Origin of the sequence: Stenotrophomonas sp. MMGLT7 (assembly GCF_021168555.1) — a bacterium.
Lineage (GTDB): Bacteria > Pseudomonadota > Gammaproteobacteria > Xanthomonadales > Xanthomonadaceae > MMGLT7.
The window spans coordinates 64,861-90,202 of the sequence record NZ_JAJOZS010000014.1 but is presented as its reverse complement, the minus strand read 5'-3'; the positions used below and the strand labels follow the sequence as shown (position 1 = coordinate 90,202).

The following is a 25,342-nucleotide window of genomic DNA, read 5'->3' as shown; positions in this document are numbered from 1 at the left end:
CGCGCCCGCGGCGATTCCCCCCACGAAACGCAGTTTTTTCGCAGAGGAACCATCATGAAGACCCCCGTACGTGTTGCCGTGACCGGCGCTGCCGGCCAGATCGGTTACGCCCTGCTGTTCCGTATCGCCTCCGGCGAGATGCTGGGCAAGGACCAGCCGGTGATCCTGCAGCTGCTGGAGCTGCCCATCGACAAGGCCCAGGCCGCGCTCAAGGGCGTGATCATGGAACTGGAGGACTGCGCGTTCCCGTTGCTGGCCGACATCGTCGGTACCGACGATGCGGAAGTGGCGTTCAAGGATGCCGACGTCGCCCTGCTGGTCGGCGCGCGTCCGCGCGGCCCGGGCATGGAACGCAAGGACCTGCTGCTGGAGAACGCCAAGATCTTCACCGCGCAGGGCGCGGCGCTGAACAAGGTCGCCAAGCGCGACGTCAAGGTGCTGGTGGTCGGCAACCCGGCCAACACCAACGCCTACATCGCCATGAAGTCGGCCCCGGACCTGGATCCGAAGAACTTCACCGCGATGCTGCGGCTGGACCACAACCGCGCGCTGAGCCAGCTCTCGCACAAGCTCGGCAAGCCGGTGGGCGACATCCGCAAGCTGGTGGTGTGGGGCAACCACAGCCCGACCATGTACCCGGACTACCGTTTCGCCACCGTCGGCGGCGCCTCCGTCGCCGAGGCCGTCAACGACCAGGAATGGAACGCCGGCAGCTTCATCCCGACCGTGGGCAAGCGCGGCGCGGCGATCATCGAGGCGCGCGGCTCCTCGTCGGCGGCCTCGGCGGCCAACGCCGCCATCGACCACATCCGCGACTGGGTGCTGGGCAGCGGCGGCGAGTGGGTGACCATGGGCGTGCCGTCCGACGGTTCCTACGGAATCCCGGAAGGGGTGATCTTCGGCTTCCCGGTGACCACCGAGAACGGCAAGTACAGCATCGTCAAGGACCTGCCGATCGACGACTTCAGCCAGAAGTACATCGACAAGACCCTGGCCGAGCTGGAAGAGGAGCGTTCCGGCGTGGCCCACCTGCTGGGCTGAGCGGACGATCCCCGAAGCCTGACCTGCGGACGCCGGCCTCGTGCCGGCGTCCTGCTTTCCGGGCATCGAACGACGCAGACCCGCCGATCCAGTGCGGTGCGCACTCCTTTTCCATGCCTGGCTGGCGCCCGCTGCCGGCTTCGTGTCGGAATCCGCCGTCGTCCCCGCGAAGGCGGGGACCCGGCGACCTGGGCCCGTGCCGCGGCGAGGCGCGGGACGATCGGCCGCTTCGGGTCGCTGTAAATCGCTTCCCGCCTTCGCGGGGACGACGCCCGGTAGCAATGCGCACGGGCCGACTGTCGACGCCAATCAGGTCGCCCCGTGCCTCGGGCGGCGGCTTCGACCAATGTCGAAAGGGCCGGCCGCAGGGCGCCGGCTACCCTTGCGGTCGACCGATGCATTCGGACCGGGAGGGTTTCGATGTCGCAACACGCCTACGCGCAGGGCCTGGAACGCAACCAGGCCAACTACACCGCGCTGTCGCCGCTGAGTTTCCTGCGCAAGGCGGCGCTGGTGCACCCGCATCGCACCGCGCTGATCCACGGCCACCGGCGGCTGAGCTGGTCGCAGGTGTACGCGCGCTGCCGGCAGCTGGCCTCGGCGCTGCGGGGCTGGGGCATCGGCCGTGGCGACACGGTGGCGGCGCTGCTGCCCAACACGCCGGCCATGTTCGAGCTGCACTACGGCCCGGCGATGCTCGGCGCGGTGCTCAACACGCTCAACACCCGCCTGGATGCGCCGACGCTGGCGTTCATGCTCGACCACGGCGAGGCCCGCGTGCTGTTCGCCGACCGCGAGTTCGCGCCGGTGGTTGCGCAGGCGCTGGCGCTGTGCAAGCGGCCGCCGCGGGTGGTGGACGTGGACGATGCCGAGGTGACGGACGGCGCATTCCTCGGCGAGGCCGAGTACGAGATGTTCCTGGCCGGCGGCGACGCGGACTTCCCGCTGCAGCTGCCGGCCGACGAGTGGGACGCGATCTCGCTCAACTACACCTCCGGCACCACCGGCGATCCCAAGGGCGTGGTCTACCACCACCGCGGCGCCTATCTCAATGCGGTGGCCAACATCATCGACTGGGGCATGCCGCAGCATCCGGTGTACCTGTGGACGCTGCCGATGTTCCACTGCAACGGCTGGTGCTTCCCGTGGACGCTGGCGGCGGTGGCCGGGGTCAACGTGTGCCTGCGCCGGTTCGATCCGCAGCGGGTGTTCGAGCTGATGCGCGAGCACGGCGTCAGCCATTTCTGCGGCGCGCCGATCGTGCACAGCGCGCTGGTGGCCGCGCCGGCGCAATGGAAGCAGGGCATCGAGGGAGTGAAGGCGCAGGTGGCCGGCGCCGCGCCGCCGGCGGCGGTGATCGAGGGCATGGAGCGGATGGGCTTCGCCATCACCCACGTGTATGGATTGACCGAGGTCTACGGCCCGGCCTCGCTGTGCCAGCCGCGTCCGGACTGGGCCGGGCTGCCGGTGGCCGAGCGCGCCGAGCTCAACAGCCGCCAGGGCGTGGCCTGCCTGCTGCAGGAGGACATGCAGGTGCTCGACCCGCTGACGATGCAGCCGGTGCCGTGGGACGGCAAGGCGATCGGCGAGATCATGTTCCGCGGCAACATCACCATGAAGGGCTACCTGAAGAACCCGGCGGCGACCGCGCAGGCGTTCGAGGGCGGCTGGTTCCATACCGGCGACCTGGCGGTGGTGTACCCCGACGGCTACGTGAAGATCCGCGATCGCTCCAAGGACGTGATCATCTCCGGCGGCGAGAACATCTCCTCGATCGAGGTCGAGGACGCGCTGTGCCGGCACCCCGCGGTGATGGCCGCCGCGGTGGTGGCGCGCCCGGACGGGAAGTGGGGCGAGACGCCGTGCGCCTTCATCGAGCTCGAGTCGCCCGACGCCGATCCGCCGGAGGGCCTGCAGGCCTACTGCCGCGAGCACCTGGCCGGCTTCAAGGTGCCGCGGTTCTTCGTCTACGGCGAGCTGCCGCGCACTGCCACCGGCAAGGTGCAGAAGTTCGTGCTGCGCGAACGCGCGCGCGACCTGGAGTAGCCGCACGGCGGCGACGGCGCTACGACCATCGTCGCAGGGTGCGGCCTCCGGGGCGCCCCTATGCTTGTGCCATGACGGTTCTGGGAGGGACTGCAATGCGCTACGAAGAGGTGTACCGCCGCTCGATCGAGCAGCCGGAGGAGTTCTGGGCGGAAGAGGCCAAGGCCATCCACTGGCACAAGCCGCCGCGGCAGATCCTCGACTATTCCAATCCGCCGTTCCGCAAGTGGTTCGTCGGCGGCGAAACCAACCTGTGCTACAACGCGGTGGACCGGCACCTGGCCGACCGCGCCGGGCAACTGGCGCTGGTGGCGGTGTCCAGCGAGACCGGCGTCACCCGCGAGATCAGCTACGCCGAGCTGTATCGCGAGGTCAACGCCTTCGCCGCGGTGCTCAAGCGGCTCGACGTCGGCCACGGCGACCGCGTGGTCATCTACATGCCCAACATGGCCGAGGCGGTGTTCGCGATGCTCGCCTGCGCGCGCATCGGTGCGATCCACTCGGTGGTGTTCGGCGGCTTCGCCGCGCACAACCTGGCGCTGCGCATCGACGATGCCACGCCCAAGCTGCTGATCGCCGCCGATGCCGGTTGCCGTGGCGGCAAGGTCATCCCGTACAAGGCGATGGTCGATGCCGCCTGCGCGGAAGCGAGCGCGCCGCCGCCGAAGGTGCTGATCGTCTCGCGCGGGCTCGACGCCGCGCAGCCGCGCGTGGAGGGGCGCGATTTCGAGTACGCCGCGCTGCGCGCCGAGGTCGGCGATGCCGAGGTGCCGGTGCAATGGCTCGAATCCAACGAGCCCAGCTACCTGCTCTACACCTCCGGCACTACCGGCAAGCCCAAGGGCGTGCAGCGCGACGTCGGCGGCTACGCGGTGGCGATGGCGCAGTCCATGCGCACCGTGTTCGACTGCGCGCCGGGGCAGGTGATGTTCTCCACCTCCGACGTCGGCTGGGCGGTGGGGCATTCGTACAACGTCTACGGCCCGCTGATCGGCGGCTGCACCGCGCTGCTTTACGAGGGCCTGCCGACCAATCCCGACCCGGGCATCTGGTGGGCGCTGTGCGAGAAGTACCGGGTGCGCACGATGTTCTCCTCGCCCACCGCCATCCGCGTGCTCAAGAAGCACGACGTCGGGTACATCCGCGTCCACGACCTGTCGGCGCTGAAGTACCTGTTCCTGGCCGGAGAGCCGCTGGACGAGCCCACCGCGCTGTGGATCGCCGATGCGCTGGGCAAGCCGATCATCGACAACTACTGGCAGACCGAGACCGGCTGGCCGGCGCTGACGCTGCTGCCGGGCCTGGACATGAAGCCGGTGAAGTTCGGCTCGCCCGGCTTCCCCAACCTCGGCTACAGGATGAAGGTGATCGACGAGCGCAGCGGCGATACCGTGCGTGCCGGGCAGAAGGGCGTGCTGGTGATCGAGCCGCCGCTGCCGCCCGGCTGCATGGCGACGGTGTGGAACGACGATGCGCGCTTCATCAGCAGCTACTTCAGCCACTTCGACGAGCTGCTGTACAGCTCGCTGGACTGGGCGATCCGCGACGAGGAAGGCTATACCTTCATCCTCGGCCGCACCGACGACGTGATCAACGTGGCAGGCCACCGCCTGGGCACGCGCGAGATCGAGGAGTCGGTCGCCAGCCACCCGGACGTGGCCGAGGCGGCGGTGGTCGGTGTGCACGACGAGCTGAAGGGGCAGGTACCGCTGGTGTTCGCCACCTTGAAGCAGGCGCCGCAGGACCCGGAGGCGGCGATCGCGCAGATCATGCGGCAGGTGACCGACCAGCTGGGTGCGGTGGCGCGCCCGGCCCGCGTATACATCGTCAACGCCCTGCCCAAGACCCGCTCGGGCAAGCTGCTGCGGCGCTCGCTGCAGGCGCTGGCCGAACAGCGCGACCCGGGCGACCTGTCCACGCTGGACGATCCGGGCGCACTGGAGGAGATCCGCCGCGCGCTGGGCAGCTGACGCGTACCGAGCGGCGATCGCGGCGCTGGCCCGGCGCAAGCCGGCCCGGCGTGGCCGCCGGCCGCGGGTGGTTCCGCTGGCCTGCGGGCATCCGGGCCTGCTCCGGCATCGTGCCGGCGGCAGGATCCGGCAGACATATATATATGCCTGCCCGACATATATGGCCGCCGGTCGCGGCGGTGGGGCGGCTCAGGACGTGCGCGGGCGCAGTTTCTGCACGCGGTAGAAGGTGTGGTCGCCGATGGTGGCCACCTGATAGGCGTTGCGCCAGGAGGGGCTGGCGATGGCGTGCGCGGCGAAATGGCTGGCGCCGGGCACGATTTCCTTGCGCTGGCCCACCGGCAGCGCCCAGTTGCGCTCGGCGGCGAAGGCCACGTTCACCGCCTCGGCCCAGGCATCGGTGTTCTTCAGCCGGGTGCTGGGGGCGACCAGGGCCGGGGCGAACTGCTTGCGCGCGGTCACCACCTTGCACATCGAGTCGCCCCACAGGCCGCTGTCGAGGCGGCGCAGGGCGACCTCGGCCACCGCCTGCTGACCCTGCAGGGTCTGGTCGCGGGCTTCGAGGTAGACGGTCGTGCTCAGGCACAGCGAATCGGCGGCAGGTTGCGGCAACAGCTGCGACAACCAGAGAATCCAGGCCAGTTTCATGGAACTCCTTGCTCCGTATGGGCCGAACCCGTACTCGCTTCCTCCGCGCGGCGGTGGAAGTGGGCATGGGGTGACAGCTTGGCGTTATGGGGAGGCGACCGCTCTGGCTGGTCGCCCACGTCCGGCTAGGCAGTCGATCGGTCGATCTGCGCCGGAATCGCCCGCCGGGATGGGGGCGGGTTGGAAAGTGCGCGCAAGGTAGGCGGACATTCCCTAATCGCAACTGAATGAATGTTGTTGACATTCAGCTTTGTGCGGGAGCCGGAATCGGCCGGACGGCGCCGCCCCGAACCGTGCCGGGACGCATGCCCACTGCCTCCGGCGGCCGCGATCACAGCCGCGCGGCCAGCCGGCTGCCCTGGTCGATGGCGCGCTTGGCATCCAGTTCGGCGGCCACGTCGGCACCGCCGATCAGGTGCGGCTCGATGCCGGCGGCCTGCAGCGAGGCGACCAGTTCGCGGCGCGGCTCCTGGCCGGCGCAGACCACCACCGTGGCCACCGGCAGCAGCTGCTCGGCGCCGTCGATGCGGATGCGCAGGCCGGCCCCGTCGAAGCCCAGGTACTCGACCCCGCCCAGCATCGTCACGCCCTTGGCCTTGAGCGTGGCGCGGTGGATCCAGCCGGTGGTCTTGCCCAGCCGCGACCCGGGGCGGCCGGGGCTGCGCTGCAGCAGCCAGACCTTGCGTGCCGGCGGCTCCGGCCGCGGCCGGGCCAGCGCGCCGCGGCCCTGGAACTGCGGATCCACGCCCCATTCGGCCATCCAGCGGCCGATGTCCAGCGAGGGCGAGATGCCTTCCTGCACCACGAACTCGCCCACGTCGAAGCCGATGCCGCCGGCGCCGATGATCGCCACCGCATCGGCCGCGCGCACGCGTCCCTGCAGCACGTCGAGATAGCCGACCACGCCGGGATGGTCGGCGCCCGGGAAGTCCACCTTGCGCGGCACGACGCCGGTGGCCAGCACCACCTCGTCGAAGCCGGCCAGCGCGGCCGCATCGGCGACGGTGCCCAGGCGCTGCTCGACGCCGGTCTCCTGCAGCCGGTGGCGGAAGTAGCGCAGCGTCTCGTGGAACTCCTCTTTGCCGGGAATGCGCTTGGCGACGTTGAACTGGCCGCCTATCTCGCCGGCGGCGTCGAACAGCACCACCGCATGGCCGCGCTGCGCCGCCACCGTGGCGCAGGCCAGTCCGGCCGGACCGGCGCCGACCACGGCGATCCGTTTCGGCGCGGCGGCCGGCAGGTAGTTCAGCTCGGTCTCGTGCGCGGCGCGCGGGTTGACCAGGCAGGTCGCCAGCTTGTTCTGGAACACATGGTCCAGGCAGGCCTGGTTGCAGGCGATGCAGGTGTTGATCGCCTGCGGCCGGCCGGCGCGGGCCTTGGCCGGCCACTGCGGGTCGGCCAGCAGCGGCCGCGCCAGCGAGACCATGTCGGCGCCGCCCGAGGCGAGGATGCGCTCGGCCACGTCGGGCATGTTGATGCGGTTGGTCGCCACCACCGGTACGCCGACATGCGGCTTGAGCAGGGCGGTGACGCCGGCCCAGGCCGCGCGCGGCACCGAGGTGGCGATGGTGGGGATACGCGCCTCGTGCCAACCGATGCCGGAATTGATGATCGTCGCGCCGGCCGCTTCCACCGCCTTGGCCTGCTGCACGATCTCGTCCCATTGGTTGCCGTCCTCGACCAGGTCCACCAGCGACAGCCGGTAGACGATGATGAAGTCCGGGCCGCAGGCCTCGCGGATGCGCCGCACGATCTCCACCGCGAAGCGCATGCGCTTGTCCGCGCTGCCGCCCCAGGCGTCGTCGCGCCGGTTGCTGCGCGGGGCGGTGAACTCGTTGATCAGGTAGCCCTCCGAACCCATCACCTCGACGCCGTCGTAGCCGGCCTCGCGGGCATGGCGGGCAGCGCGCGCATAGGCGGCGATCTGCCGTTCCACGCCGCGGGCCGACAGCGCGCGCGGGGTGAACGGATTGATCGGCGCCTTCAGCTTCGACGGCGCCACCGAAAGCGGGTGGTAGGCATAGCGGCCGGCGTGCAGCAGCTGCAGGCAGATCTTCGCCCCGTGCTGGTGCACCGCGCGGGTGACCTGCCGGTGCGGACGCACTTCCCATGGCCACGACAGCTTGCCGCCGAACGGCTTGAGCCAGCCGACCACGTTGGGGGCGAAACCGCCGGTGACGATCAGCCCGGCGCCGCCCTCGGCGCGTTCGGCGAAGTAGGCGGCCAGCCTGGGGAAGTCGCGCGCCCTGTCCTCCAGTCCGGTATGCATCGAACCCATCAGCACGCGGTTGCGCAGGGTGGTGAAGCCCAGGTCCAGCGGCGCGAACAGGTGCGGATACGGGGCGGTCGCGGAGCCTGTGGATGACAGGTCGGAAGCGGGCTGGCCGGTGGCTGGCGACATGTGGATACGCTTGCGTATGGAGAGCGCGCAGCCTGCCGTCAAATCGTCCGCCACGCAAGTGCGGTGCGGCCTTGCCCGGAATCGGCGGTGAAGCCGTAGCCCGGGCAAGCGAAGCGCACCGGCGCATCGCCATTCCGGGCGTGCTTCGCTTGCCCGGGCTACGTGATTGCCTGCCGATGCGGCCGGAGCGATCCGGCCGGCCCGCCGCTACCAGCCGGCCAGCGCCAGCTTGCCGATCGTCTGGCCCGATTCCAGCCGGCGGTGCGCCTCGCGCAGGTTGGCCGCATCGATCGGTGCGAGCACCTCGGTCAGGGTGGTGCGCAGCTCGCCGGCATCGACCAGGCTGGCCACGCGCGCCAGGATGCGATGCTGCTCGACCAGATCGGCGGTATGGAACTTCGGGCGCGCGAACATGAACTCCCAGTGGATGCCGATGCACTTGGCCTTGTACGGATCACCGATGTGCAGCGGACCGGCGGGCTCCACGATCAGGCCGACGTGGCCCTGCGGGGCGACGATCTCGCCCAGCGCCTGCCAGTAGTGGTCGGTATCGGCCAGATTGATGGCGGCGTCGACCTGCTCCAGTCCCAGCGCCCGCAGCTGCGGTTGCAGCGGCTGGCGATGGTCGATGACGTGGTGCGCGCCCATGGCCTTGCACCATTCCACCGTCTGCGGCCGCGACGCGGTGGCGATCACGTCGAAGCCGGCGTGGCGGGCCAGCTGGATCGCGATCGAGCCCACGCCGCCGGCACCGGCGATCACCAGCAGGCTGCGCCCGCGGTTGTCGCCGTCGAAGTCGAACGGCATCCGCTGGAACAGCAGTTCCCAGGCGGTCAGCGCGGTCAGCGGCAGGGCCGCGGCCTGGGCGAAGTCGAGCGTGTCCGGCTTGGCCGCGGCTACGCGCGCATCCACCAACTGCAGTTGCGCATTGCTGCCCGGACGGGTGATGTCGCCGGCGTAGTACACCGCATCGCCGGGCTGCAGGCCTTCCACCTCCGGTCCCACCGCTTCGACCACGCCGGCGGCGTCGTAGCCCAGCACCTTCGGCTGCGCTTCCTGCTGCGGTTTGGGTGCGCGTACCTTGGTATCGACCGGGTTGACCGACACCGCCTGCACCCGCACCAGCAGGTCGTGGCCGGTGGGTGCGGCCGGCGGCGGGATGTCCACGTCGAGCAGCGATTGGGGGTCGTCGATGGGCAGGTAGCGGGTCAACGCGACGGCTTTCATGGGCGGACTCCTGAGGTTGGGTCGTGGCTGTGCCGGCGGCGCGCCGTCATCGGCCGGGGAGATACAGGGCTGGCCAGCACTTCATCCCCGGATCCGATCGGCATCGGCAGGTGGCGCCGCCTCCGGGGGACATCATTGCAGCGCCGCTGCCGTCTTTCCACGTCCGTCGGCGGCACTGGCCGGCAGGCGGGCGAGCGGTGCCAGGTTCTGCGCAGTCTGGCAGGTCCGGGCGGTCCGGCGTACCGAAGCGGAGGTCACGGATAATCCGCTTCGATCGACAGGGCGCAGCTGCCGGAGTGGCGTCAATCGCCCCTTTTTTTGCCTTCACATGACTGTATGCGAGGTGAGGCCAGTATCCTTGGGCGGCCGGCAGTCTTCACATGTGTTATGTGACCGTTAACGCGGTCTTCACCTAGCCGAGCATAATCTGCGCCGCGATGGCGTGAGGAACGGCCGTCCAAGAAGTAGACGACATCACTGAATGCCTTACCGGTTTCTATACCCCTGAAACAAGGAGCTGTATCCCATGAACAAAAAGATTCTTGCTGCTGCGCTGGTCGGCGGCCTGGCGGTTGCCCAGGCGGCCTCCGCGCAGGAGTTCGACGATCGCTGGTACCTGACCGGTTCGGCCGGCTTCAACTTCCAGGACAGCGATCGCGGCACCAATGACGCGCCGTTCGGCACCCTGGGCGTGGGCAAGTTCATCAGCCCCAACTGGTCGCTGGACTTCGAACTGAACTATCAGAACCCGAACTTCGACGCCAACCAGGACCTGAACTGGAGCCAGTACGGCGCCTCGTTCGACCTGCGTCGCCACTTCATCAAGGAAGGCCGCGGCTGGAATCCCTACCTGCTGGCGGGCCTGGGCTACCAGCGTTCCGAGGAAGAGTTCGACAACTTCCCGAGCGTGAACTCCCCCGGCCAGGTCAAGGACGGCAACTTCGCCGCCAAGGTCGGCGCCGGTCTGCAGACCACCTTCGACAACCGCGTTGCGGTGCGTGCGGAAGTGGCCTACCGCGGTGACTTCAACGACAGCAGCTACCACGCCTCCAACGAAGACTGGTTCGGCGACGTCCTGGCTTCGGTCGGTGTCGTGATCCCGCTTGGCCCTGCTCCGGCCGCTCCGGTCGTGGCTCCGCCGCCGGCCGCTCCGAGCTGCGCCGACCTGGATGACGACGGCGACGGCGTCAACAACTGCGACGACCGCTGCCCGGATTCCCAGCCTGGCCAGACCATCGGTCCGGACGGCTGCCCGGTGCCGGTGTCGATCGACCTGAAGGGCGTGAACTTCGACTTCGACAAGTCGACCCTGCGTCCGGACGCCGTCTCGATCCTGAGCGAAGCCTCCGAGATCCTGAAGCGCTACCCCGACCTGCGTGTCGAGGTTGCCGGTCACACCGACTCGAAGGGTAGCGACGCCTACAACCAGAAGCTGTCCGAGCGTCGCGCAAGCGCCGTGTACAACTATCTGACCAGCCAGGGTGTGGATGCTTCGCGTCTGGTCGGCCCGATCGGCTACGGCGAGAGCCGCCCGATTGCTCCGAACACCAACCCGGATGGTTCGGACAATCCGGAAGGCCGTGCGAAGAACCGTCGCACCGAGCTGAACGTCCAGAACTGATCGGACGCAAGCTCTTGCTTCACGACAAGGCCCGGCTCTGCCGGGCCTTGTTCTTTTTGTGGCACGTAGAGGCTCTCCCGGCCGCGGCGTGCATTCATTTTTGTCTTTCCGGGTAACCAGTTAGGCGCCCTAGTGCACGTGCTGCTTGAAAAGCGGCGGCGGCGCTGCCTAAACTCCGCCATCGCCGTCTGAACTGGAAGAAAACCGATGCTGCGTACCGCTACGGCTGGATTGCTTGCCCTCGTCCTTTCGCCGGCCGCCTACGCTGCGGTCGATTGCTCGCCCAGCGCGATCGTCTCGCAGCCGTTGCCGCTGCCGGCCACCGTGGTGGCGCCGGCGGCCGCCGAGTTCTATTCGCGCAGCGTGCAGCTGGGCATGCCCAGCGGCGTGCTGAGCGCCGGCTACGACCAGGAGCAGTCCGTCGACCGCGTGTTGCAGCGCCTGCGCATCGAGGGCTGCCAGGGCGTGGCCGCGGGTATCCCCGCCGGCGGCGCGGTCAACCCGAACGATCCGGCCGCCTACAAGCCTCAGACCGCATTCGACAACACGCCCTGGCGCTTCGACATGAGCCAGGACGGCAAGCGCATGACCGCCGAGGAATTCGACGCCTGGATGAAGGCGCGCGGCGTGCGCGTGGTCAAGGCGCGCCCGGTGGCGGCACCGCAGCCGGCGCTGGAAGCCGAAGGCGCGGAAGCCGTCAAGAACCAGTAAGCCGGGACGTCCCGGCATGCGCGAACGGCGCCCTGGTTCCCCGGCGCCGCGCAAGGATCTGCCGCGGCAGGTTGATGCCTCTCGACCGGTACGCCACGGAGTGGCGCGGGTGCTATCCAAGCTGGGCGTGTGCTCGCGCGCGGAGGCCGCGCGCTGGGTCGCGCAGGGGCGCGTGGCCGTCGATGGCCGGATCGTCCGCGATCCCGAGTTCCCGATCGTCGAAGGCCGCCATGCCGTGGCCGTGGATGGCCAGCCGCTGGCCGGAAGGGAACGGCTGTACGTGATGCTCAACAAGCCCCGCGGCCTGGTGACCACGGCCAGCGACGAGCGCGGGCGCGATACGGTCTACCGCTGCCTGGACGGTGCCGGCCTGCCGTGGCTGGCGCCGGTAGGGCGGTTGGACAAGGCCAGCGAGGGCCTGCTGCTGTTCTGCAACGATCCGCAATGGGCCGCGGCCGTCACCGATCCGCAGCGCGGGCCGGACAAGACCTATCACGTGCAGGTCGATGCGGTGCCGACGCCGGCGCAGCTGGCGGCGATGGTGAGCGGGGTGGACGAGGGCGGCGACGTCCTGCGTGCCAGCACGGTGCGCCTGCTGCGCCAGGGCGAGCGCAACGCGTGGCTGGAGATCGTCCTGGACGAGGGCCGCAACCGGCAGATCCGCCGCCTGCTGGCCGCGCTCGGCATCGACGTGCTGCGCCTGGTGAGGGTGGCGGTCGGCGGGCTGGAGCTGGGAGAGCTGGCGAAAGGCGACTGGCGGCGGTTGAGCGCGGAGGAGGTCGGCGCGCTGGTTGCTCCGGCGCACCCGTAGGAGCGGCTTCAGTCGAGATGGGGCTTTACCGGTAGAGCCTCATCGCGACTGAAGTCGCTCCTACGGTGCGCAGGGAGGCCTTGTTCGTCGCAGGACACCCTGCGTTCGCTGGCAATCCGGGTGCTGATCTTGCCGGCCGCGGCAGATTCGGTGGCGTTGGGCCGGGGCCATCCCCTCTGTATCCGGCTGCGAAGGATCCGCAGGAGGCGTGGCCGCGTGCGGGCGTATCAGCCTTTCAGCACGCCCAGTTCGTGGCCGATGCGGACGAACGCGTCGATGGCGCGGTCGAGCTGCTCGCGGCTGTGGGCGGCGCTTATCTGGGTGCGGATGCGCGCCTGGCCCTTGGGTACCACCGGGAAGAAGAAACCGATGGCGTAGATGCCTTCCTCCAGCAGCCGCTCGGCGAACTTCTGCGCCAGCGGCGCGTCGTACAGCATCACCGGGCAGATCGGGTGGACGCCGGGTTTCACGTCGAAGCCGGCTGAGGTCATCTTCTCGCGGAAGTAGGCGGTGTTCTCGGCCAGCTTCCCGCGCAGTTCGCCGGCGGCGTCGAGCATCTCGAACGCCTTGATCCCGGCGGCGACCACGGGCGGCGGCAGCGAATTGGAGAACAGGTAGGGGCGCGAACGCTGGCGCAGCAGCTCGATCACCTCGGCGCGGGCGGTGGTGAAGCCACCCAGCGCGCCGCCCATGGCCTTGCCCAGGGTGCCGGTGATGATGTCGATCCTGTCCAGCACGCCCTTGACCTCGGCCGAGCCGCGGCCGCTGGCACCGAGGAAGCCGGTTGCGTGGCATTCGTCGATGTGCACCAGCGCGCCGTACTTCCTCGCCAGCGCGGTGATCTGGTCCAGCGGGGCGATGAAGCCGTCCATCGAGAACACGCCGTCGGAGGTGATCAGCTTGGTGCGGCAGCCGGCGGCGTCGGCCGCCTGCAGCTGCGCCTCCAGGTCGGCCATGTCGCAGTTGGCGTAGCGGAAGCGCCTGGCCTTGCACAGGCGCACGCCGTCGATGATCGAGGCGTGGTTGAGCGCGTCGGAGATGATCGCGTCGTGTTCGTCCAGTAGCGGTTCGAACAGGCCGCCGTTGGCATCGAAGCAGGCGGCGTAGAGGATGGTGTCGTCCTTGCCGAAGAAATCGGCGACGGTCCTTTCCAGCTGCTTGTGCAGGTCCTGGGTGCCGCAGATGAAACGCACCGAGGCCATGCCGAAGCCGTGGCTGTCGAGCGCGGCCTTGGCGGCGGCGATGAGGTCCGGGTGGTCGGCCAGCCCCAGGTAGTTGTTGGCGCAGAAGTTCAGCACGGTGCGGCCGTCGGCCAGGGTGATCTCGGCGGACTGGGGGCCGGTGATGATGCGCTCGGACTTGAACAGGCCCTGCTCTCGGATCGATGCCAGCTCATCGGCGTAGCGGCGGGTCGGGGCGGCGGTGTCGTCGTTCATGGGCGGATCGCGAAGAGGGAATGACGCGATTCTACCGGCGCGCGCATGCCGCCATCGCTGCTGCCTGGGGCCGCGATGGCGCCGGCGGTGTGGTTTCTCTCGCCTGTCATCGTCGCCGAGCAAGGTTGCATCCTGGCTGCGGTGCCGGCGGCGGGGGGATGCAGGAGCGGCGAGGGATCGCTTAAGGTGTAGGCGACACCCCGCCCATGCGGTTGCCACACGGCGTTCGTGGCCAATCGAATCCATGGCATGGATCCACCGCGCAACCGAACGCCCGTGCACTGGCGGCAACGTGGCGCATGTGCATGGTCCTTCCTACGATCCCGGAGTCATCAAGATGAAATCCCTCTCAACACGACTCGTTGCCGCCGTCCTGGCGTTCTCCGCAACACTGCTCGGCGGCAGCGCCTTCGCCCGCGACGTGCAATTGCTCAACGTCTCCTACGATCCCACCCGCGAGTTCTACCGCGACTACAACGCCGCCTTCGCCAGGCACTGGAAGCAGACCAAGGGCGACACGGTGACGGTGGAGACCTCCCACGGCGGTTCCGGCAAGCAGGCGCGGGCGGTGATCGACGGCATCGAGGCCGACGTGGTGACGCTGGCGCTGGCCTACGACATCGACGCCATCGCCGAGCATGCCAAGCTGCTGCCGGCCGACTGGGAGACGCGCCTGCCCGACAACAGCGCGCCGTACACCTCGACCATCGTGTTCCTGGTGCGCAAGGGCAACCCCAAGGGCATCAAGGACTGGCCGGACCTGCTGCGCTCGGGCGTGTCGGTGATCACGCCGAACCCGAAGACCTCCGGCGGCGCGCGCTGGAACTACCTGGCCGCCTGGGCCTACGGCGAGCGCATCTTCAAGGGCGACCGCGGCAAGGTGCTCAACTACATGCGCGCGCTGTTCCGCAACGTGCCGGTGCTCGATACCGGCGCGCGCGGCGCCACCACCACCTTCGTCCAGCGCGGCATCGGCGACGTGCTGCTGGCCTGGGAGAACGAGGCGTTCCTGGCGATGGAGGAACTGGGCCCGGACAAGTTCGAGATCGTGGTGCCGCGGCTGTCGATCGTGGCCGAGCCGTCGGTGGCGCTGGTGGACAAGAACGTGGACAGGCACGGCACCCGCGAGGCGGCGCAGGCCTACCTGGAGTACCTGTATTCGCCGGAGGGGCAGAAGATCGCCGCCGCGCACTACTACCGCCCGCGCCATCCCGAGTACGCCGATCCGGCCGACGTCGCGCGCTTCCCCAAGGTGGAACTGGTGACGATCCAGCAGGCGTTCGGCTCCTGGGCGCAGGCACAGAAGGAGCATTTCGCCGACGGGGGCGTCTTCGACCAGATCCAGGCGGGCAAGTAGCCGGTGTCGTCCGCTGCTGCAACTGCGGTGCGGCGTCCGCCGCGCCGCCGGGTGATCCCCGGTCTCGGCCTGAGCCTGGGGATCACCCTGGCCTGGCTCGGGCTGATCGTGCTGATCCCGCTGCTGGGCGTGTTCGTCAAGGCCAGCGGCCTGGGCTGGGCCGGTCTGTGGCAGGTGTGGAGCGAGCCGCGGGTGCTGGCGGCGCTGCGGCTGAGCTTCGGCGCCGCGCTGGCCGCGGCGGGATTCAACGCGCTGATGGGCACCTGGGTGGCGTGGGTGCTGGTGCGCTACCGCTTTCCCGGCAAGCGCATGTTCGACGCCATGATCGACCTGCCGTTCGCCCTGCCCACCGCGGTGGCCGGCATCGCCCTGACCGCGCTGTACGGCGGCAACGGCTGGGTCGGACGCTGGCTGGAGCGGCTGGGGATCGAGGTGGCCTATACGCGATTGGGCATCGTCGTGGCGCTGGTGTTCGTCGGCCTGCCGTTCGTGGTGCGGGTGGTGCAGCCGGTGCTGGCCGAGAGCGAGCGCGAACTGGAGGAGGCCGCCGCCACGCTCGGCGCCGGCCGCTGGCGCACGCTGACGCGGGTGCTGCTTCCGGCGCTGTGGCCGGCGGTGCTGACCGGCTTCGCGCTGGCGTTCGCACGCGGCGTGGGCGAGTACGGCTCGGTGATCTTCATCGCCGGCAACAGGTTCGGCGTCACCGAGATCGCGCCGCTGCTGATCACCATCCGCCTGGAGGAGTTCGACTATGCCGGCGCCACCGCGATCGCCGCGGCGATGCTGCTGCTGTCCTTCGCCGTGCTGCTGCTGGTGAACACGCTGCAGGGGCGGCTGTCCAGGCGCGGGCGGAAGGCGGGCTGACATGACCGACGTCGCTTCCTCCCGCGGCACTGCGGCATCCAGGCCTTCTTCCCGCGCGATCCGTACCGATGCCGCCGTCAGCGAGCCGGCCTGGGCGCGCTGGCTGCTGATCGGCGGTGCGCTGGCGTTCCTGCTGTCGTTCCTGCTGCTGCCGCTGGTGCTGGTGTTCAGCGAGGCGCTGCGCGGCGGCGTGCGGCTGTTCTGGAAGGCCATCGCCGATCCGGACGCAGTGGCGGCGATCCGGCTGACGCTGCTGGTCACCGCCATCGTGGTGCCGTTGAACCTGGTGTTCGGCGTGGCCGCGGCGTGGGCGGTGAGCAAGCACGAATTCCGCGGCAGGCGCCTGCTGGTGAGCCTGATCGACCTGCCGTTCTCGGTCTCGCCGGTGGTCGCCGGGCTGGTGTTCATCCTGATCTTCGGCGGCCCGGGCTGGGCCTGGCCGCTGATCGACAGAGGCTGGCTGGTGGACCTGCCGCTGCTGGGGCAGACGCTGATCAAGCTGCCGAAGATCGTGTTCGCGCTGCCGGGCATCGTGCTGGCCACCACCTTCGTCACCTTCCCGTTCATCGCCCGCGAACTGATGCCGCTGATGGAGCAGCAGGGCAGCGACGAGGAGCGCGCGGCACTGAGCCTGGGCGCCGGCGGCTGGCAGACGTTCTGGCGGGTGACCCTGCCCAACATCCGCTGGGGCCTGCTGTACGGCGTGCTGCTGTGCGGCGCGCGCGCGATGGGCGAGTTCGGCGCGGTGTCGGTGGTGTCCGGGCACATCCGCGGCCGCACCAACACGCTGCCGCTGCACGTGGAGATCCTCTACAACGAATACGCCTACAGCGCCGCGTTCGCCTGCGCCTCGCTGCTGGCGCTGGGGGCGCTGCTGACGCTGGCGCTGAAGTCCTACCTAGAATGGCGCCACGGCGATTCGCTGGCGGCCGGCCATCGCCACTGAGCTTGCCATGGGCATCCGCATCCAGAACCTCTCCAAGCGCTTCGACGATTTCGTCGCCCTCGACGACATCGACCTGGACATCCACCACGGCGAACTGCTGGCGCTGCTGGGCCCGTCCGGCTCGGGCAAGACCACGCTGCTGCGGGTGATCGCAGGGCTGGAGCACGCCGACGGCGGCTCGGTGCTGCTCGACGGCGAGGACACCACCCACCTGAGCGTGCAGTCGCGCCGGGTCGGCTTCGTGTTCCAGCACTACGCGCTGTTCCGGCACATGACCGTGTTCGAGAACGTCGCCTTCGGCCTGCGCGTGCGCAAGCGCGGCGAGCGGCTGAAGGAGGCGGGCATCGTCGCGCGCGTGCGCGAGCTGCTCTCGCTGGTGCAGCTGGAGGGGCTGGAGAAGCGCTACCCGGCGCAGTTGTCCGGCGGCCAGCGCCAGCGCGTGGCACTGGCGCGCGCGCTGGCGATCGAGCCGCGCGTGCTGCTGCTGGACGAGCCGTTCGGCGCGCTCGACGCGCAGGTGCGGCGCGACCTGCGGCGCTGGCTGCGCGAGCTGCACGAGCGCACCGGGCTGACCACGCTGTTCGTCACCCACGACCAGGAAGAAGCGCTGGAACTGGCCGACCGCGTGGCCATCCTCAACCGCGGCCGCATCGAGCAGCTCGGCGACGCGGCCAGCATCTACGAGCGGCCGGCGTCGCCGTTCGTGTACTCGTTCGTCGGCTCGGTGAACCGCATCCCCGGCGAGCAGGCCGGCGGGCAGCTGCAGGTGGCCGGCCTGTCGCTGCCGGTCCAAGGCAGCGGCGCCGATGCCGACGGACCGGTGGAACTGTACGTGCGGCCGGAGGACCTGGTGCCGGGCGAGCAGGGCTGGCCGGCGACGGTGGTGTCCAGCCTGCGCAGCGGCCCGCGGCTGCGTCTGCGGGCGAGGCTGGAGGACGGCCGGGAGCTGGACGTGGAGCTGCCGGCCTCGGAAGACGCCGCGCATTATGCGCCGGGCGCGCACCTGCACCTGGCGGCAAGGCGGTACGGAGTGTTCGCTGCCGGTTGACGGCCCTGGGGAGCGGAGCAAGAGCACGGAGGCGAGGCCCGCGCGGCCGGCGCTGGTGCTGGGGTACTGCCCCCTCCCTTGCGCGCAGCGCAGGGGAGGGTCGGGGAGGGGTGCTGTTGCTCCGGCTCTCGATGGCGGCGCTTCCCGACAGGGGTGTCGAGCGGGAGGCGAAGTCCCAGGCAAAAGGCACCCCTCCCCAGCCCTCCCCTTCGCCTTCGGCGAAAGGGAGGGGGTTGGTCAGTCGAGGGGAGGGGGTGTCGGTTGGGGGAAGTGGCTGTGGGGCGGGGAAGTGCCGGTCAGTGCCGATGCGTGGCCCGGCGTGTGCCCGCTGCGCTCAATTCCAGCTCAGCACCACCTTGCCGGCCTTGCCTTCCTCCATCAGGTCGAAACCCTTCTGGAAGTCGTCGATCGGCAGCTGGTGGGTGAGCACCTTGCCCAGCGGGAAGCCGCCCAGCACCAGTTGCGTCATCTTGTACCAGGTCTCGTACATCTTGCGGCCGTAGATGCCCTGCACGGTCAGGCCCTTGAAGATGATCCTGTCCCAGTCGCAGCCGGCGCCCTTGGGCATGATGCCGAGCATGGCGATGCGGCCGCCGTGGTACATGCATTCGAGCATGTCGTTGAACGCGCGCGGGTTGCCGCTCATCTCCAGGCCGACGTCGAAGCCCTCCATGTGCAGGTCGGCCATCGCGTCCTTGAGCGAGGCGTTGGCCACGTTCACCACGCGGGTGGCGCCCATGTCGGCGGCCAGCGCCAGGCGGTAGTCGTTGACGTCGGTGACCACGACGTTGCGCGCGCCGATGTGCTTGCAGATGCCGGCGGCGATCACCCCGATCGGGCCGGCGCCGGTGATCAGCACGTCCTCGCCGGTCACGTCGAACTCCAGCGCGCAGTGCGCGGCGTTGCCGTAGGGGTCGAAGAACGCCGCCAGCTCGGACGGAACCTGGTCGGGGATCGGCCACAGGTTGCTGGCCGGCATGACGATGTATTCGGCGAAGGCGCCGTCGCGGTTCACGCCGATGCCGACGGTGTGCGGGCACAGGTGCGGGCGGCCGCCGCGGCAGTTGCGGCAATGGCCGCAGACGATATGGCCCTCGGCCGACACCCGCTGGCCTAATTCGTAGCCGCTTACGCCCGGGCCCAGCGCGGCGATGCGGCCGACGAACTCGTGGCCGATCACCAGCCCCGGCCGGATCGTGCGCTGGCTCCACTCGTCCCACAGGTAGATATGCAGGTCGGTGCCGCAGATGGCGGTCTTCTCCACCTTGATCAGCACCTCGTTCGGGCCGGGCTGCGGCACCGGCACCTGCTCCATCCAGATGCCCTTGGCGGCTTCGCGCTTGACCAGTGCCTTCATCGTCTGTGCCATCGGTGCTGCGACCTTCGCGGGTTCAAAGAGCGGCGATTATATGTTGCGTACGAAACCGTCCTGCTGCGCCGCAACGCCGGCGCCCGGCGGCATGCCATTGGTCATGGGACGGGGGCGGTGGAGGGGCGAGTAGAATCACCAGATCCTTACATCTGGAACCGATCGATGCGCACGAAGCTGCTTGCCGTTTCCGTCGCCGCCGCCCTGGGCGCGGCCTCAAGCGCCCAGGCGGGCGAGGGCATGTGGGTGCCCCAGCAACTGCCGGAGATCGCCGGCCCGCTGCAGCAGGCCGGGCTCAAGCTCTCGCCCGAGCAGCTCTCGAACCTCACCGGCGACCCGATGGGCGCGGTGGTCGCGCTCGGCGGCTGCACCGCCAGCTTCGTCTCGCCGCAGGGCCTGGTGGTGACCAACCACCATTGCGCCTACGGCGCCATCCAGCTCAATTCCACCGCGCAGAAGAACCTGATCCGCGACGGCTTCAACGCCCCCAGCCCCGGCGACGAGCTCAGCGCCGGCCCCAACGCGCGCATCTACGTGCTCGACGAGATCAGCGACGTCACCGCGCAGGCCAAGGCCGCCATCGCCGGTGCCGGCAACGATCCGCTCAAGCGCACCGAGGCGCTGGAAGCGTTCAACAAGGCACAGGTGGCGCAGTGCGAGGCCGAGCCCGGCTACCGCTGCCAGCTGTACAGCTTCTCCGGCGGCAACACCTACCGCTTGTTCAAGAACCTGGAGATCAGGGACGTGCGCCTGGCCTACGCGCCTCCGGGCAGCGTGGGCAAGTTCGGCGGCGACATCGACAACTGGATGTGGCCGCGCCACACCGGCGATTTCTCCTTCTACCGCGCCTACGTCGGCAAGGACGGCAAGCCGGCGGCGTTCTCCAGGGACAACGTGCCCTACAAGCCCAAGCACTGGCTCAGGTTCGCCGACCAGCCGCTGGGCGCGGGCGACTTCGTGATGGTGGCCGGCTACCCGGGCCGCACCAACCGCTACGCGCTGGTGGCCGAGTTCGAGAACACCGCCAACTGGACCTACCCGACCGTCGGCCGCCACTACAAGAACCTGATCGCGCTGGTCGAGGCGGCCGGCAGGCAGGACCCGGACATCCAGGTGAAGTACGCCAGCACCATGGCCGGCTGGAACAACGCCAGCAAGAACTACGACGGCCAGCTGGAGGGCTTCAAGCGCATCGACGCCGAGGGCCAGAAGCGCGCCGAGGAAGCCGCGGTGCTGGCCTGGCTGAAGCAGCAGGGCGGCAAGGGCCGCGAGGCGCTGGCCGCGCACGACACGCTGGTGGCGCTGGCCGAGCAGTCCAAGGCCACCCAGCAGCGCGACCTGGTGCTGGGCCAGTTCGACCGCACCGGCACCATCGGCGCGGCGGTGACGCTGTACCGGCTGTCGATCGAGCACGCCAAGCCCGATGCCGAGCGCGAGTCCGGCTACCAGCAGCGCGACCTGCCGGCGATCGAGGGCGCGATGAAGCAGATGGAGCGCCGCTACGTGCCGGCGATGGACCGCCAGCTGCAGCAGTACTGGCTCGGCGAGTACGTGAAGCTGCCGGCCGACCAGCGCGTGGCCGCGGTGGACCGCTGGCTGGGCGGCAGCGACGCGGCGGCGGTGCAGGCGGCGCTGGCCAAGCTCGACGGCACTGCGCTGGGCAGTACCGACGAGCGCCTGAAGTGGCTGCAGGCCGACCGCGCCGCGTTCGAGGCCAGCAGCGACCCGGCCATCCAGTACGCGGTGGCGGTGATGCCGGCGCTGCTGCAGCTCGAGCGCCAGGACAAGACCGAGGCCGGCGAGCGCCTGGCCGCGCGCCCGGTGTATCTGCAGGCGCTGGCCGACTACAAGAAGAGCCAGGGCGAGTTCGTGTATCCCGACGCCAACCTGTCGCTGCGCATCACCTTCGGCAACGTCAAGGGCTACTCGCCCAAGGACGGCGTGGAATACACCCCGTTCACCACGCTGGAGGGCGTGGTCGCCAAGGAGACCGGCGCCGACCCGTTCGACTCGCCCAAGGCGCTGCTCGACGCGGTCAAGGCCAGGCGCTATGCCGGGCTGGAGGACAAGCGGATCGGTTCGGTGCCGGTGAACTTCCTGTCCGACCTGGACATCACCGGCGGCAACTCCGGCTCGCCGGTGATGGATGCGCACGGCAAGCTGGTCGGGCTGGCGTTCGACGGCAACTGGGAGTCGGTGAGCAGCAACTGGGTGTTCGACCCGGTGATGACGCGCATGATCGCCGTGGACAGCCGCTACCTGGAGTGGATCATGAGGGAAGTGGCGCCGGCGCCGCAGCTGCTCAAGGAACTGCAGCTCGGCCGCTGAACCGGCATTGGCAAGGCACCTGCGGGTGCCTTGCCCGTTTCCGGACCTTGGCTTTCCCGTAGGAGCGACTTCAGTCGCGATGGGGCTTCACCGGGAAGGCCCTTCGCGACTGAAGTCGCTCCTACGGGTTTTCCGGGTTTCCCGCATCGCGCGTCGCGTCTACCCGCCCTTTCACCTGCAACCAAGGCGCAGCAAGGCCGGGGAGACGGCGAGCGGGTATCATGCCGCTCCCACCGCGCCCCCGGCCCGGCGGGCTCCCCCCGTTTTCGAGGTCCCCTGCAGCATGCGCATCCTGCTTGCCCGCCACGGCGAGACGCCGTGGAACGCCGAAGGCCGCTACCAGGGCCAGATCGACATCCCGCTTTCGCCGCTCGGCGAGGCCCAGGCCCAGGCCCTGGGCGAGCGCCTGAAGGACGTGGACATCCGCAAGGCAGTGGCCTCGCCGCTGTCGCGCGCGCAGAGCACGGCCCGTTTCGCGCTCGGTCCGCAGCGCCAGTCCATGCTGCTGACCGATGCCGACATCCAGGAGATCGCCCACGGCGAGTGGGAAGGCCTGCTGGCCAGCGAGATCCACGACAAGGACCCGGTGCGGCTGCGCGCCTGGCGCGAGGAGCCGGACACGGTGCTGATGCCCGGCGGCGAATCGCTGCGGCAGGTGCTGGAGCGCTCGTGGCGCGGTTTCGTGCGCGCGGCCGACGGCCTGGACGGCGACGACACCCTGCTGCTGGTGGCGCACGATGCGGTCAACCGGGTGATCCTGTGCAAGGTGCTGGGCATCCCGCTGTCGCGGCTGTGGACGTTCCGCCAGGCGCCGACCACGTTGAACCTGCTCGAAGGCCCGGACGTGGAGCATCTGGAAGTGGTGCGCCTGAACGATTGCTCGCACCACACGCCGTTCTTCGGCGAGGCCAAGCACCGCGCGCTCTGACGCGCGGCTGAAACCGGGACCGGGCTTCCTACGTGGCAGCCATGGAGCGCTGCGGCAGGGAGTGCCGGATCGATGCAACTCAGTTCCACGACGTGCGCGTGAGCCACGAGTCCATGTCCCAGTACCGAGTCGCAAGCTCCACGGCCAATGCGCGCGCGCTGGCATTCGTGCGCCGAGTGCACCCCATGCGGATGCTCGGGGCGTGGCTGCTGGCGCTTCCGTACGCCTCGGTCATGCTCGAACAGCGGGCGCCGTGGGGCGTATGGCTGGCGATGGGCTTCAACGTGCTGCTGTGGCCGCACCTGGCGTTCCTGTGGGCGCGTTCCTCGCGCAGGCCGGCGGCGGCGGAGTTCCGCAACCTGTTGCTGGACGCGATGCTGGGCGGGTTCTGGATCGCGGTGTCGCAGGTGAGCCTGGTGCCGGCGGTGGCCACCGTCAGCATCCTGGCCGCCGACCGCCTGGCCGCGGGAGGCTGGCGGCTGCTGGGGCGTGCGGCGCTGGTGATGCTGGTCAGCTTCCTGCTGTGCTGGAGCGCGCTGGGGATGCCCTTGCAGCCGGTGCCGACGCTGCGCACCCTGGTGCTGTCGATGCTGCCGGTATTCGTGTACACGCTGGCCCTGAGCCACGTCACCCACCGGCTGGGCCGGCAGATCGTGCAGCAGAACCGCGAACTGGACCGGCTCAACCACACCGACACCGGCCTGGACCTGCCCAACCGCCGTTTCTTCAACCAGCGCGCGGCCGATGCGATCGCGCAGGCGCGCGAGCATGGCCACGACGCGGTGCTGCTGCTGGTGGACGTGGACCGCTTCAAGTCGATCAACGACCGCTACGGCCATGGCGTCGGCGACCAGGTGCTGCGGCAGATCGCGCAGCTGCTGCACGAGCAGGCCGGCGAGGACGGCTTCCCGGCGCGGATCGGCGGCGACGAGTTCGCGCTGCTGCTGGCCTGCCCGCCGGCGCAGGCGGCGGCGGTGGCCGATTCGCTGCGGCGTGCGGTCGCGGGTTTGGCGCTGCCGCACTGCCCGGGGCTGGTGCCGGGCGTGAGCATCGGCATGGCAGCGCTCGAACCGGGCCATCGCGGCCTGGACGACTGGATGGGCGCGGCCGACCGCGCCATGTACGCCGCCAAGGCGGACGGCCGCGGCGCCGCGTAGCGGAGGCGGGCCGAACGGACGGATTGCCGCGATAATGGGCGCATCCCCACCGGTGCCGATCCGCGTGAACGTTCCTGATTCTTCCCTGTCCGGCTGGCTCGACTACATCGAGCGACAGCATCCCAGTGCCATCGCCATGGGCCTGGAACGCGTGCGCGAGGTCGCCGCGCGCATGCGCCTGGGCACGCCGGCCGGAAAAGAGCCCGCGCACGGCGACGTGCGCCGCTCCTGCGAGGGGCTGGCAAGAAAGACCATCGTCGTCGGCGGCACCAACGGCAAGGGCTCCACCGTCGCCTTCATCGAGGCGATCGCGCGCGCCGCCGGCTGGAAGGTCGGCGCCTACACCTCGCCGCACCTGCTGCGCTACAACGAGCGCGTGCGCATCGACGGCCAGGAGGCGACGGACGCACAGCTCGTGGCCGGCTTCGAGGCGGTCGAGGCTGCGCGCGGCGACACGCCGCTGACCTATTTCGAGTACGGCACCCTGGCCGCGCTGCACGTCTTCGCGCAGTCCGGGCTGGATCTCGCGGTGCTGGAAGTGGGCCTGGGCGGACGCCTGGACGCGGTCAACATCGTCGATGGCGACGTGGCGGTGATCACCACCGTCGACATCGACCACACCGAATGGCTCGGCCCGGACCGGGAGAGCATCGGCGAGGAGAAGGCCGGGATCATCCGCGCCTGGAAGCCGGTGGTGCTGGGCGAGATCGACCCGCCGTCGAGCGTGCTGCGCCGTGCCTACCTGCTGGGGGCCAATGCCATCCGTGCCGGCAGCGACTTCTTCCACGAGCCGGTCGACGGCGGTCACTGGCGCTGGCGCGACGTGGCGTTCCGCCTGGAACTGCCGATGCCGCAGCTGAGCGCACCGGTGCAACTGGCCAACGCCGCCGCCGCCATCGCCGCGCTGCGCGCGCTGGGCAGGCCGGTGCCGCGCCAGGCCTGGGTCGAGGGCGTGGCCGCCGCGCGGCTGCCGGGAAGGCTGCAGGCCTTCGATGTCGACGGAGTGGAGGTGCTGGTCGATGTCGGCCACAACCCCCAGGCCGCACGCGAACTGGCGGCGGCGTTGCGCGCGCGTCCGGTCGCCGGGACCACCTTCGCGGTCTATGCGGCGCTGGCAGACAAGGATGCGGCGGGCGTGGCGCAGACCCTGGCCGGCGCCGTCGACCATTGGCACCTGGCCGGGCTGGAGGGCCCGCGCGGGCAATCGGCCGCGCAGCTGGGCGAGCGGCTGCACCAGGCGGGGATCGTCGCGGCCGTCTCGGCCGATACCGTCGCCGACGCGCTGCGGCAGGTGCTGGCACGGGCACGCGGCGGCGACCGGGTGCTGGTGTTCGGTTCGTTCCATACCGCCGCCGAAGCCTTGCAGGCGCTTCGTTCAGGCGGCTGAGGGCGGGCGCCGCCGCCCCGCCTTATAATCGCCGCGGCACTCCGCC

19 protein-coding genes are annotated in these 25,342 nt (G+C 69.8%); 14 read left to right on the top strand and 5 right to left on the bottom strand.

What is annotated here, in order from left to right:
• Window positions 1-54: 54 nt before the first annotated feature.
• From LRX76_RS15490 to prpE, 3 genes are all read left to right on the top strand, one after another.
• The gene (locus LRX76_RS15490; RefSeq protein WP_231806527.1) at window positions 55-1,041 is read left to right on the top strand and encodes a malate dehydrogenase; all 987 of its coding nucleotides are present in this window, start codon (window positions 55-57) and stop codon (window positions 1,039-1,041) included.
• 420 nt (window positions 1,042-1,461) lie between these two features.
• Window positions 1,462-3,087, top strand: coding sequence for an acyl-CoA synthetase (locus LRX76_RS15485; protein ID WP_231806526.1), 1,626 nt, complete (start codon window positions 1,462-1,464; stop codon window positions 3,085-3,087).
• Between the two features lie 95 nt (window positions 3,088-3,182).
• Entirely contained in the window at window positions 3,183-5,057 is a 1,875-nt protein-coding gene (prpE, locus tag LRX76_RS15480) for a propionate--CoA ligase (protein ID WP_231806525.1), read from the top strand.
• 189 nt (window positions 5,058-5,246) lie between these two features.
• Here prpE and LRX76_RS15475 read toward each other — a convergent pair whose 3' ends face one another.
• From LRX76_RS15475 to LRX76_RS15465, 3 genes are all read right to left on the bottom strand, one after another.
• Window positions 5,247-5,705, bottom strand: coding sequence for a cell wall hydrolase (locus LRX76_RS15475; protein WP_231806524.1), 459 nt, complete (start codon window positions 5,703-5,705; stop codon window positions 5,247-5,249).
• 331 nt (window positions 5,706-6,036) lie between these two features.
• Window positions 6,037-8,106: an NADPH-dependent 2,4-dienoyl-CoA reductase gene (locus tag LRX76_RS15470; protein ID WP_231806523.1), complete on the bottom strand. Its 2,070-nt coding sequence runs from the start codon at window positions 8,104-8,106 to the stop codon at window positions 6,037-6,039.
• Between the two features lie 207 nt (window positions 8,107-8,313).
• On the bottom strand, window positions 8,314-9,333 hold the full coding sequence (locus tag LRX76_RS15465) for a zinc-binding alcohol dehydrogenase family protein (RefSeq protein ID WP_231806522.1): 1,020 nt from the start codon (window positions 9,331-9,333) through the stop codon (window positions 8,314-8,316).
• A 526-nt stretch (window positions 9,334-9,859) separates the two neighbouring features.
• Between LRX76_RS15465 and LRX76_RS15460 the strand changes: the two genes are divergently transcribed.
• The 3 genes from LRX76_RS15460 to LRX76_RS15450 all read left to right on the top strand — a co-directional run bounded on the left by LRX76_RS15460 (window position 9,860) and on the right by LRX76_RS15450 (window position 12,476).
• On the top strand, window positions 9,860-10,954 hold the full coding sequence (locus LRX76_RS15460; protein ID WP_231806521.1) for an OmpA family protein: 1,095 nt from the start codon (window positions 9,860-9,862) through the stop codon (window positions 10,952-10,954).
• 207 nt (window positions 10,955-11,161) lie between these two features.
• Window positions 11,162-11,665 (top strand): hypothetical protein, encoded by a 504-nt coding sequence (locus LRX76_RS15455; RefSeq protein ID WP_231806520.1) that lies wholly within the window; start codon window positions 11,162-11,164, stop codon window positions 11,663-11,665.
• A 16-nt stretch (window positions 11,666-11,681) separates the two neighbouring features.
• A complete protein-coding gene (locus LRX76_RS15450) occupies window positions 11,682-12,476 on the top strand; it encodes a pseudouridine synthase (RefSeq protein WP_231806519.1) in 795 nt (264 codons plus the stop codon).
• Between the two features lie 227 nt (window positions 12,477-12,703).
• Here the strand turns inward: LRX76_RS15450 and kbl are convergent, their stop codons facing one another.
• Complete coding sequence (gene kbl, locus LRX76_RS15445; RefSeq protein ID WP_231806518.1) at window positions 12,704-13,912, bottom strand: glycine C-acetyltransferase; 1,209 nt, start codon at window positions 13,910-13,912, stop codon at window positions 12,704-12,706.
• 337 nt (window positions 13,913-14,249) lie between these two features.
• Here kbl and LRX76_RS15440 point away from each other — a divergent pair, with 337 nt between their 5' ends.
• From LRX76_RS15440 to LRX76_RS15425, 4 genes are read left to right on the top strand one after another with little or no spacing between them, the layout of a single operon-like run.
• Window positions 14,250-15,269: a sulfate ABC transporter substrate-binding protein gene (locus LRX76_RS15440; RefSeq protein WP_231806517.1), complete on the top strand. Its 1,020-nt coding sequence runs from the start codon at window positions 14,250-14,252 to the stop codon at window positions 15,267-15,269.
• A gap of 27 nt (window positions 15,270-15,296) precedes the next feature.
• Window positions 15,297-16,133 carry a sulfate ABC transporter permease subunit CysT gene (gene cysT, locus LRX76_RS15435; RefSeq protein WP_231806516.1) on the top strand — a complete coding sequence of 279 codons (837 nt, stop codon included), beginning with the start codon at window positions 15,297-15,299 and terminating at the stop codon, window positions 16,131-16,133.
• A gap of 1 nt (window position 16,134) precedes the next feature.
• Entirely contained in the window at window positions 16,135-17,079 is a 945-nt protein-coding gene (cysW, locus tag LRX76_RS15430) for a sulfate ABC transporter permease subunit CysW (RefSeq protein WP_231806515.1), read from the top strand.
• A 7-nt stretch (window positions 17,080-17,086) separates the two neighbouring features.
• A complete protein-coding gene (locus tag LRX76_RS15425; protein ID WP_231806514.1) occupies window positions 17,087-18,127 on the top strand; it encodes a sulfate/molybdate ABC transporter ATP-binding protein in 1,041 nt (346 codons plus the stop codon).
• Between the two features lie 334 nt (window positions 18,128-18,461).
• Here LRX76_RS15425 and tdh read toward each other — a convergent pair whose 3' ends face one another.
• Window positions 18,462-19,496 carry an L-threonine 3-dehydrogenase gene (gene tdh / locus LRX76_RS15420; protein WP_231806513.1) on the bottom strand — a complete coding sequence of 345 codons (1,035 nt, stop codon included), beginning with the start codon at window positions 19,494-19,496 and terminating at the stop codon, window positions 18,462-18,464.
• A 240-nt stretch (window positions 19,497-19,736) separates the two neighbouring features.
• Here tdh and LRX76_RS15415 point away from each other — a divergent pair, with 240 nt between their 5' ends.
• The 4 genes from LRX76_RS15415 to folC all read left to right on the top strand — a co-directional run bounded on the left by LRX76_RS15415 (window position 19,737) and on the right by folC (window position 25,296).
• Window positions 19,737-21,824, top strand: a complete 2,088-nt coding sequence (locus LRX76_RS15415; RefSeq protein WP_231806556.1) for a S46 family peptidase — start codon at window positions 19,737-19,739, stop codon at window positions 21,822-21,824.
• A 283-nt stretch (window positions 21,825-22,107) separates the two neighbouring features.
• On the top strand, window positions 22,108-22,752 hold the full coding sequence (locus LRX76_RS15410; RefSeq protein ID WP_231806512.1) for a histidine phosphatase family protein: 645 nt from the start codon (window positions 22,108-22,110) through the stop codon (window positions 22,750-22,752).
• Between the two features lie 113 nt (window positions 22,753-22,865).
• Window positions 22,866-23,909, top strand: a complete 1,044-nt coding sequence (locus LRX76_RS15405) for a sensor domain-containing diguanylate cyclase (protein ID WP_231806511.1) — start codon at window positions 22,866-22,868, stop codon at window positions 23,907-23,909.
• Between the two features lie 64 nt (window positions 23,910-23,973).
• Window positions 23,974-25,296, top strand: coding sequence for a bifunctional tetrahydrofolate synthase/dihydrofolate synthase (gene folC, locus LRX76_RS15400; protein ID WP_231806510.1), 1,323 nt, complete (start codon window positions 23,974-23,976; stop codon window positions 25,294-25,296).
• Window positions 25,297-25,342: the final 46 nt, after the last annotated feature.

Excerpts from the sequence above, each read along its gene's own strand:
- LRX76_RS15490 (WP_231806527.1), top strand. The coding sequence starts at position 55 with ATGAAGACCCCCGTACGTGTTGCCGTGACCGGCGCTGCCGGCCAGATC.
- LRX76_RS15485 (WP_231806526.1), top strand. The coding sequence starts at position 1,462 with ATGTCGCAACACGCCTACGCGCAGGGCCTGGAACGCAACCAGGCCAAC.
- prpE (WP_231806525.1), top strand. The coding sequence starts at position 3,183 with ATGCGCTACGAAGAGGTGTACCGCCGCTCGATCGAGCAGCCGGAGGAG.
- LRX76_RS15475 (WP_231806524.1), bottom strand. The coding sequence starts at position 5,705 with ATGAAACTGGCCTGGATTCTCTGGTTGTCGCAGCTGTTGCCGCAACCT.
- LRX76_RS15470 (WP_231806523.1), bottom strand. The coding sequence starts at position 8,106 with ATGTCGCCAGCCACCGGCCAGCCCGCTTCCGACCTGTCATCCACAGGC.
- LRX76_RS15465 (WP_231806522.1), bottom strand. The coding sequence starts at position 9,333 with ATGAAAGCCGTCGCGTTGACCCGCTACCTGCCCATCGACGACCCCCAA.
- LRX76_RS15460 (WP_231806521.1), top strand. The coding sequence starts at position 9,860 with ATGAACAAAAAGATTCTTGCTGCTGCGCTGGTCGGCGGCCTGGCGGTT.
- LRX76_RS15455 (WP_231806520.1), top strand. The coding sequence starts at position 11,162 with ATGCTGCGTACCGCTACGGCTGGATTGCTTGCCCTCGTCCTTTCGCCG.
- LRX76_RS15450 (WP_231806519.1), top strand. The coding sequence starts at position 11,682 with ATGCGCGAACGGCGCCCTGGTTCCCCGGCGCCGCGCAAGGATCTGCCG.
- kbl (WP_231806518.1), bottom strand. The coding sequence starts at position 13,912 with ATGAACGACGACACCGCCGCCCCGACCCGCCGCTACGCCGATGAGCTG.
- LRX76_RS15440 (WP_231806517.1), top strand. The coding sequence starts at position 14,250 with ATGAAATCCCTCTCAACACGACTCGTTGCCGCCGTCCTGGCGTTCTCC.
- cysW (WP_231806515.1), top strand. The coding sequence starts at position 16,135 with ATGACCGACGTCGCTTCCTCCCGCGGCACTGCGGCATCCAGGCCTTCT.
- LRX76_RS15425 (WP_231806514.1), top strand. The coding sequence starts at position 17,087 with ATGGGCATCCGCATCCAGAACCTCTCCAAGCGCTTCGACGATTTCGTC.
- tdh (WP_231806513.1), bottom strand. The coding sequence starts at position 19,496 with ATGGCACAGACGATGAAGGCACTGGTCAAGCGCGAAGCCGCCAAGGGC.
- LRX76_RS15415 (WP_231806556.1), top strand. The coding sequence starts at position 19,737 with ATGTGGGTGCCCCAGCAACTGCCGGAGATCGCCGGCCCGCTGCAGCAG.
- LRX76_RS15410 (WP_231806512.1), top strand. The coding sequence starts at position 22,108 with ATGCGCATCCTGCTTGCCCGCCACGGCGAGACGCCGTGGAACGCCGAA.
- LRX76_RS15405 (WP_231806511.1), top strand. The coding sequence starts at position 22,866 with ATGTCCCAGTACCGAGTCGCAAGCTCCACGGCCAATGCGCGCGCGCTG.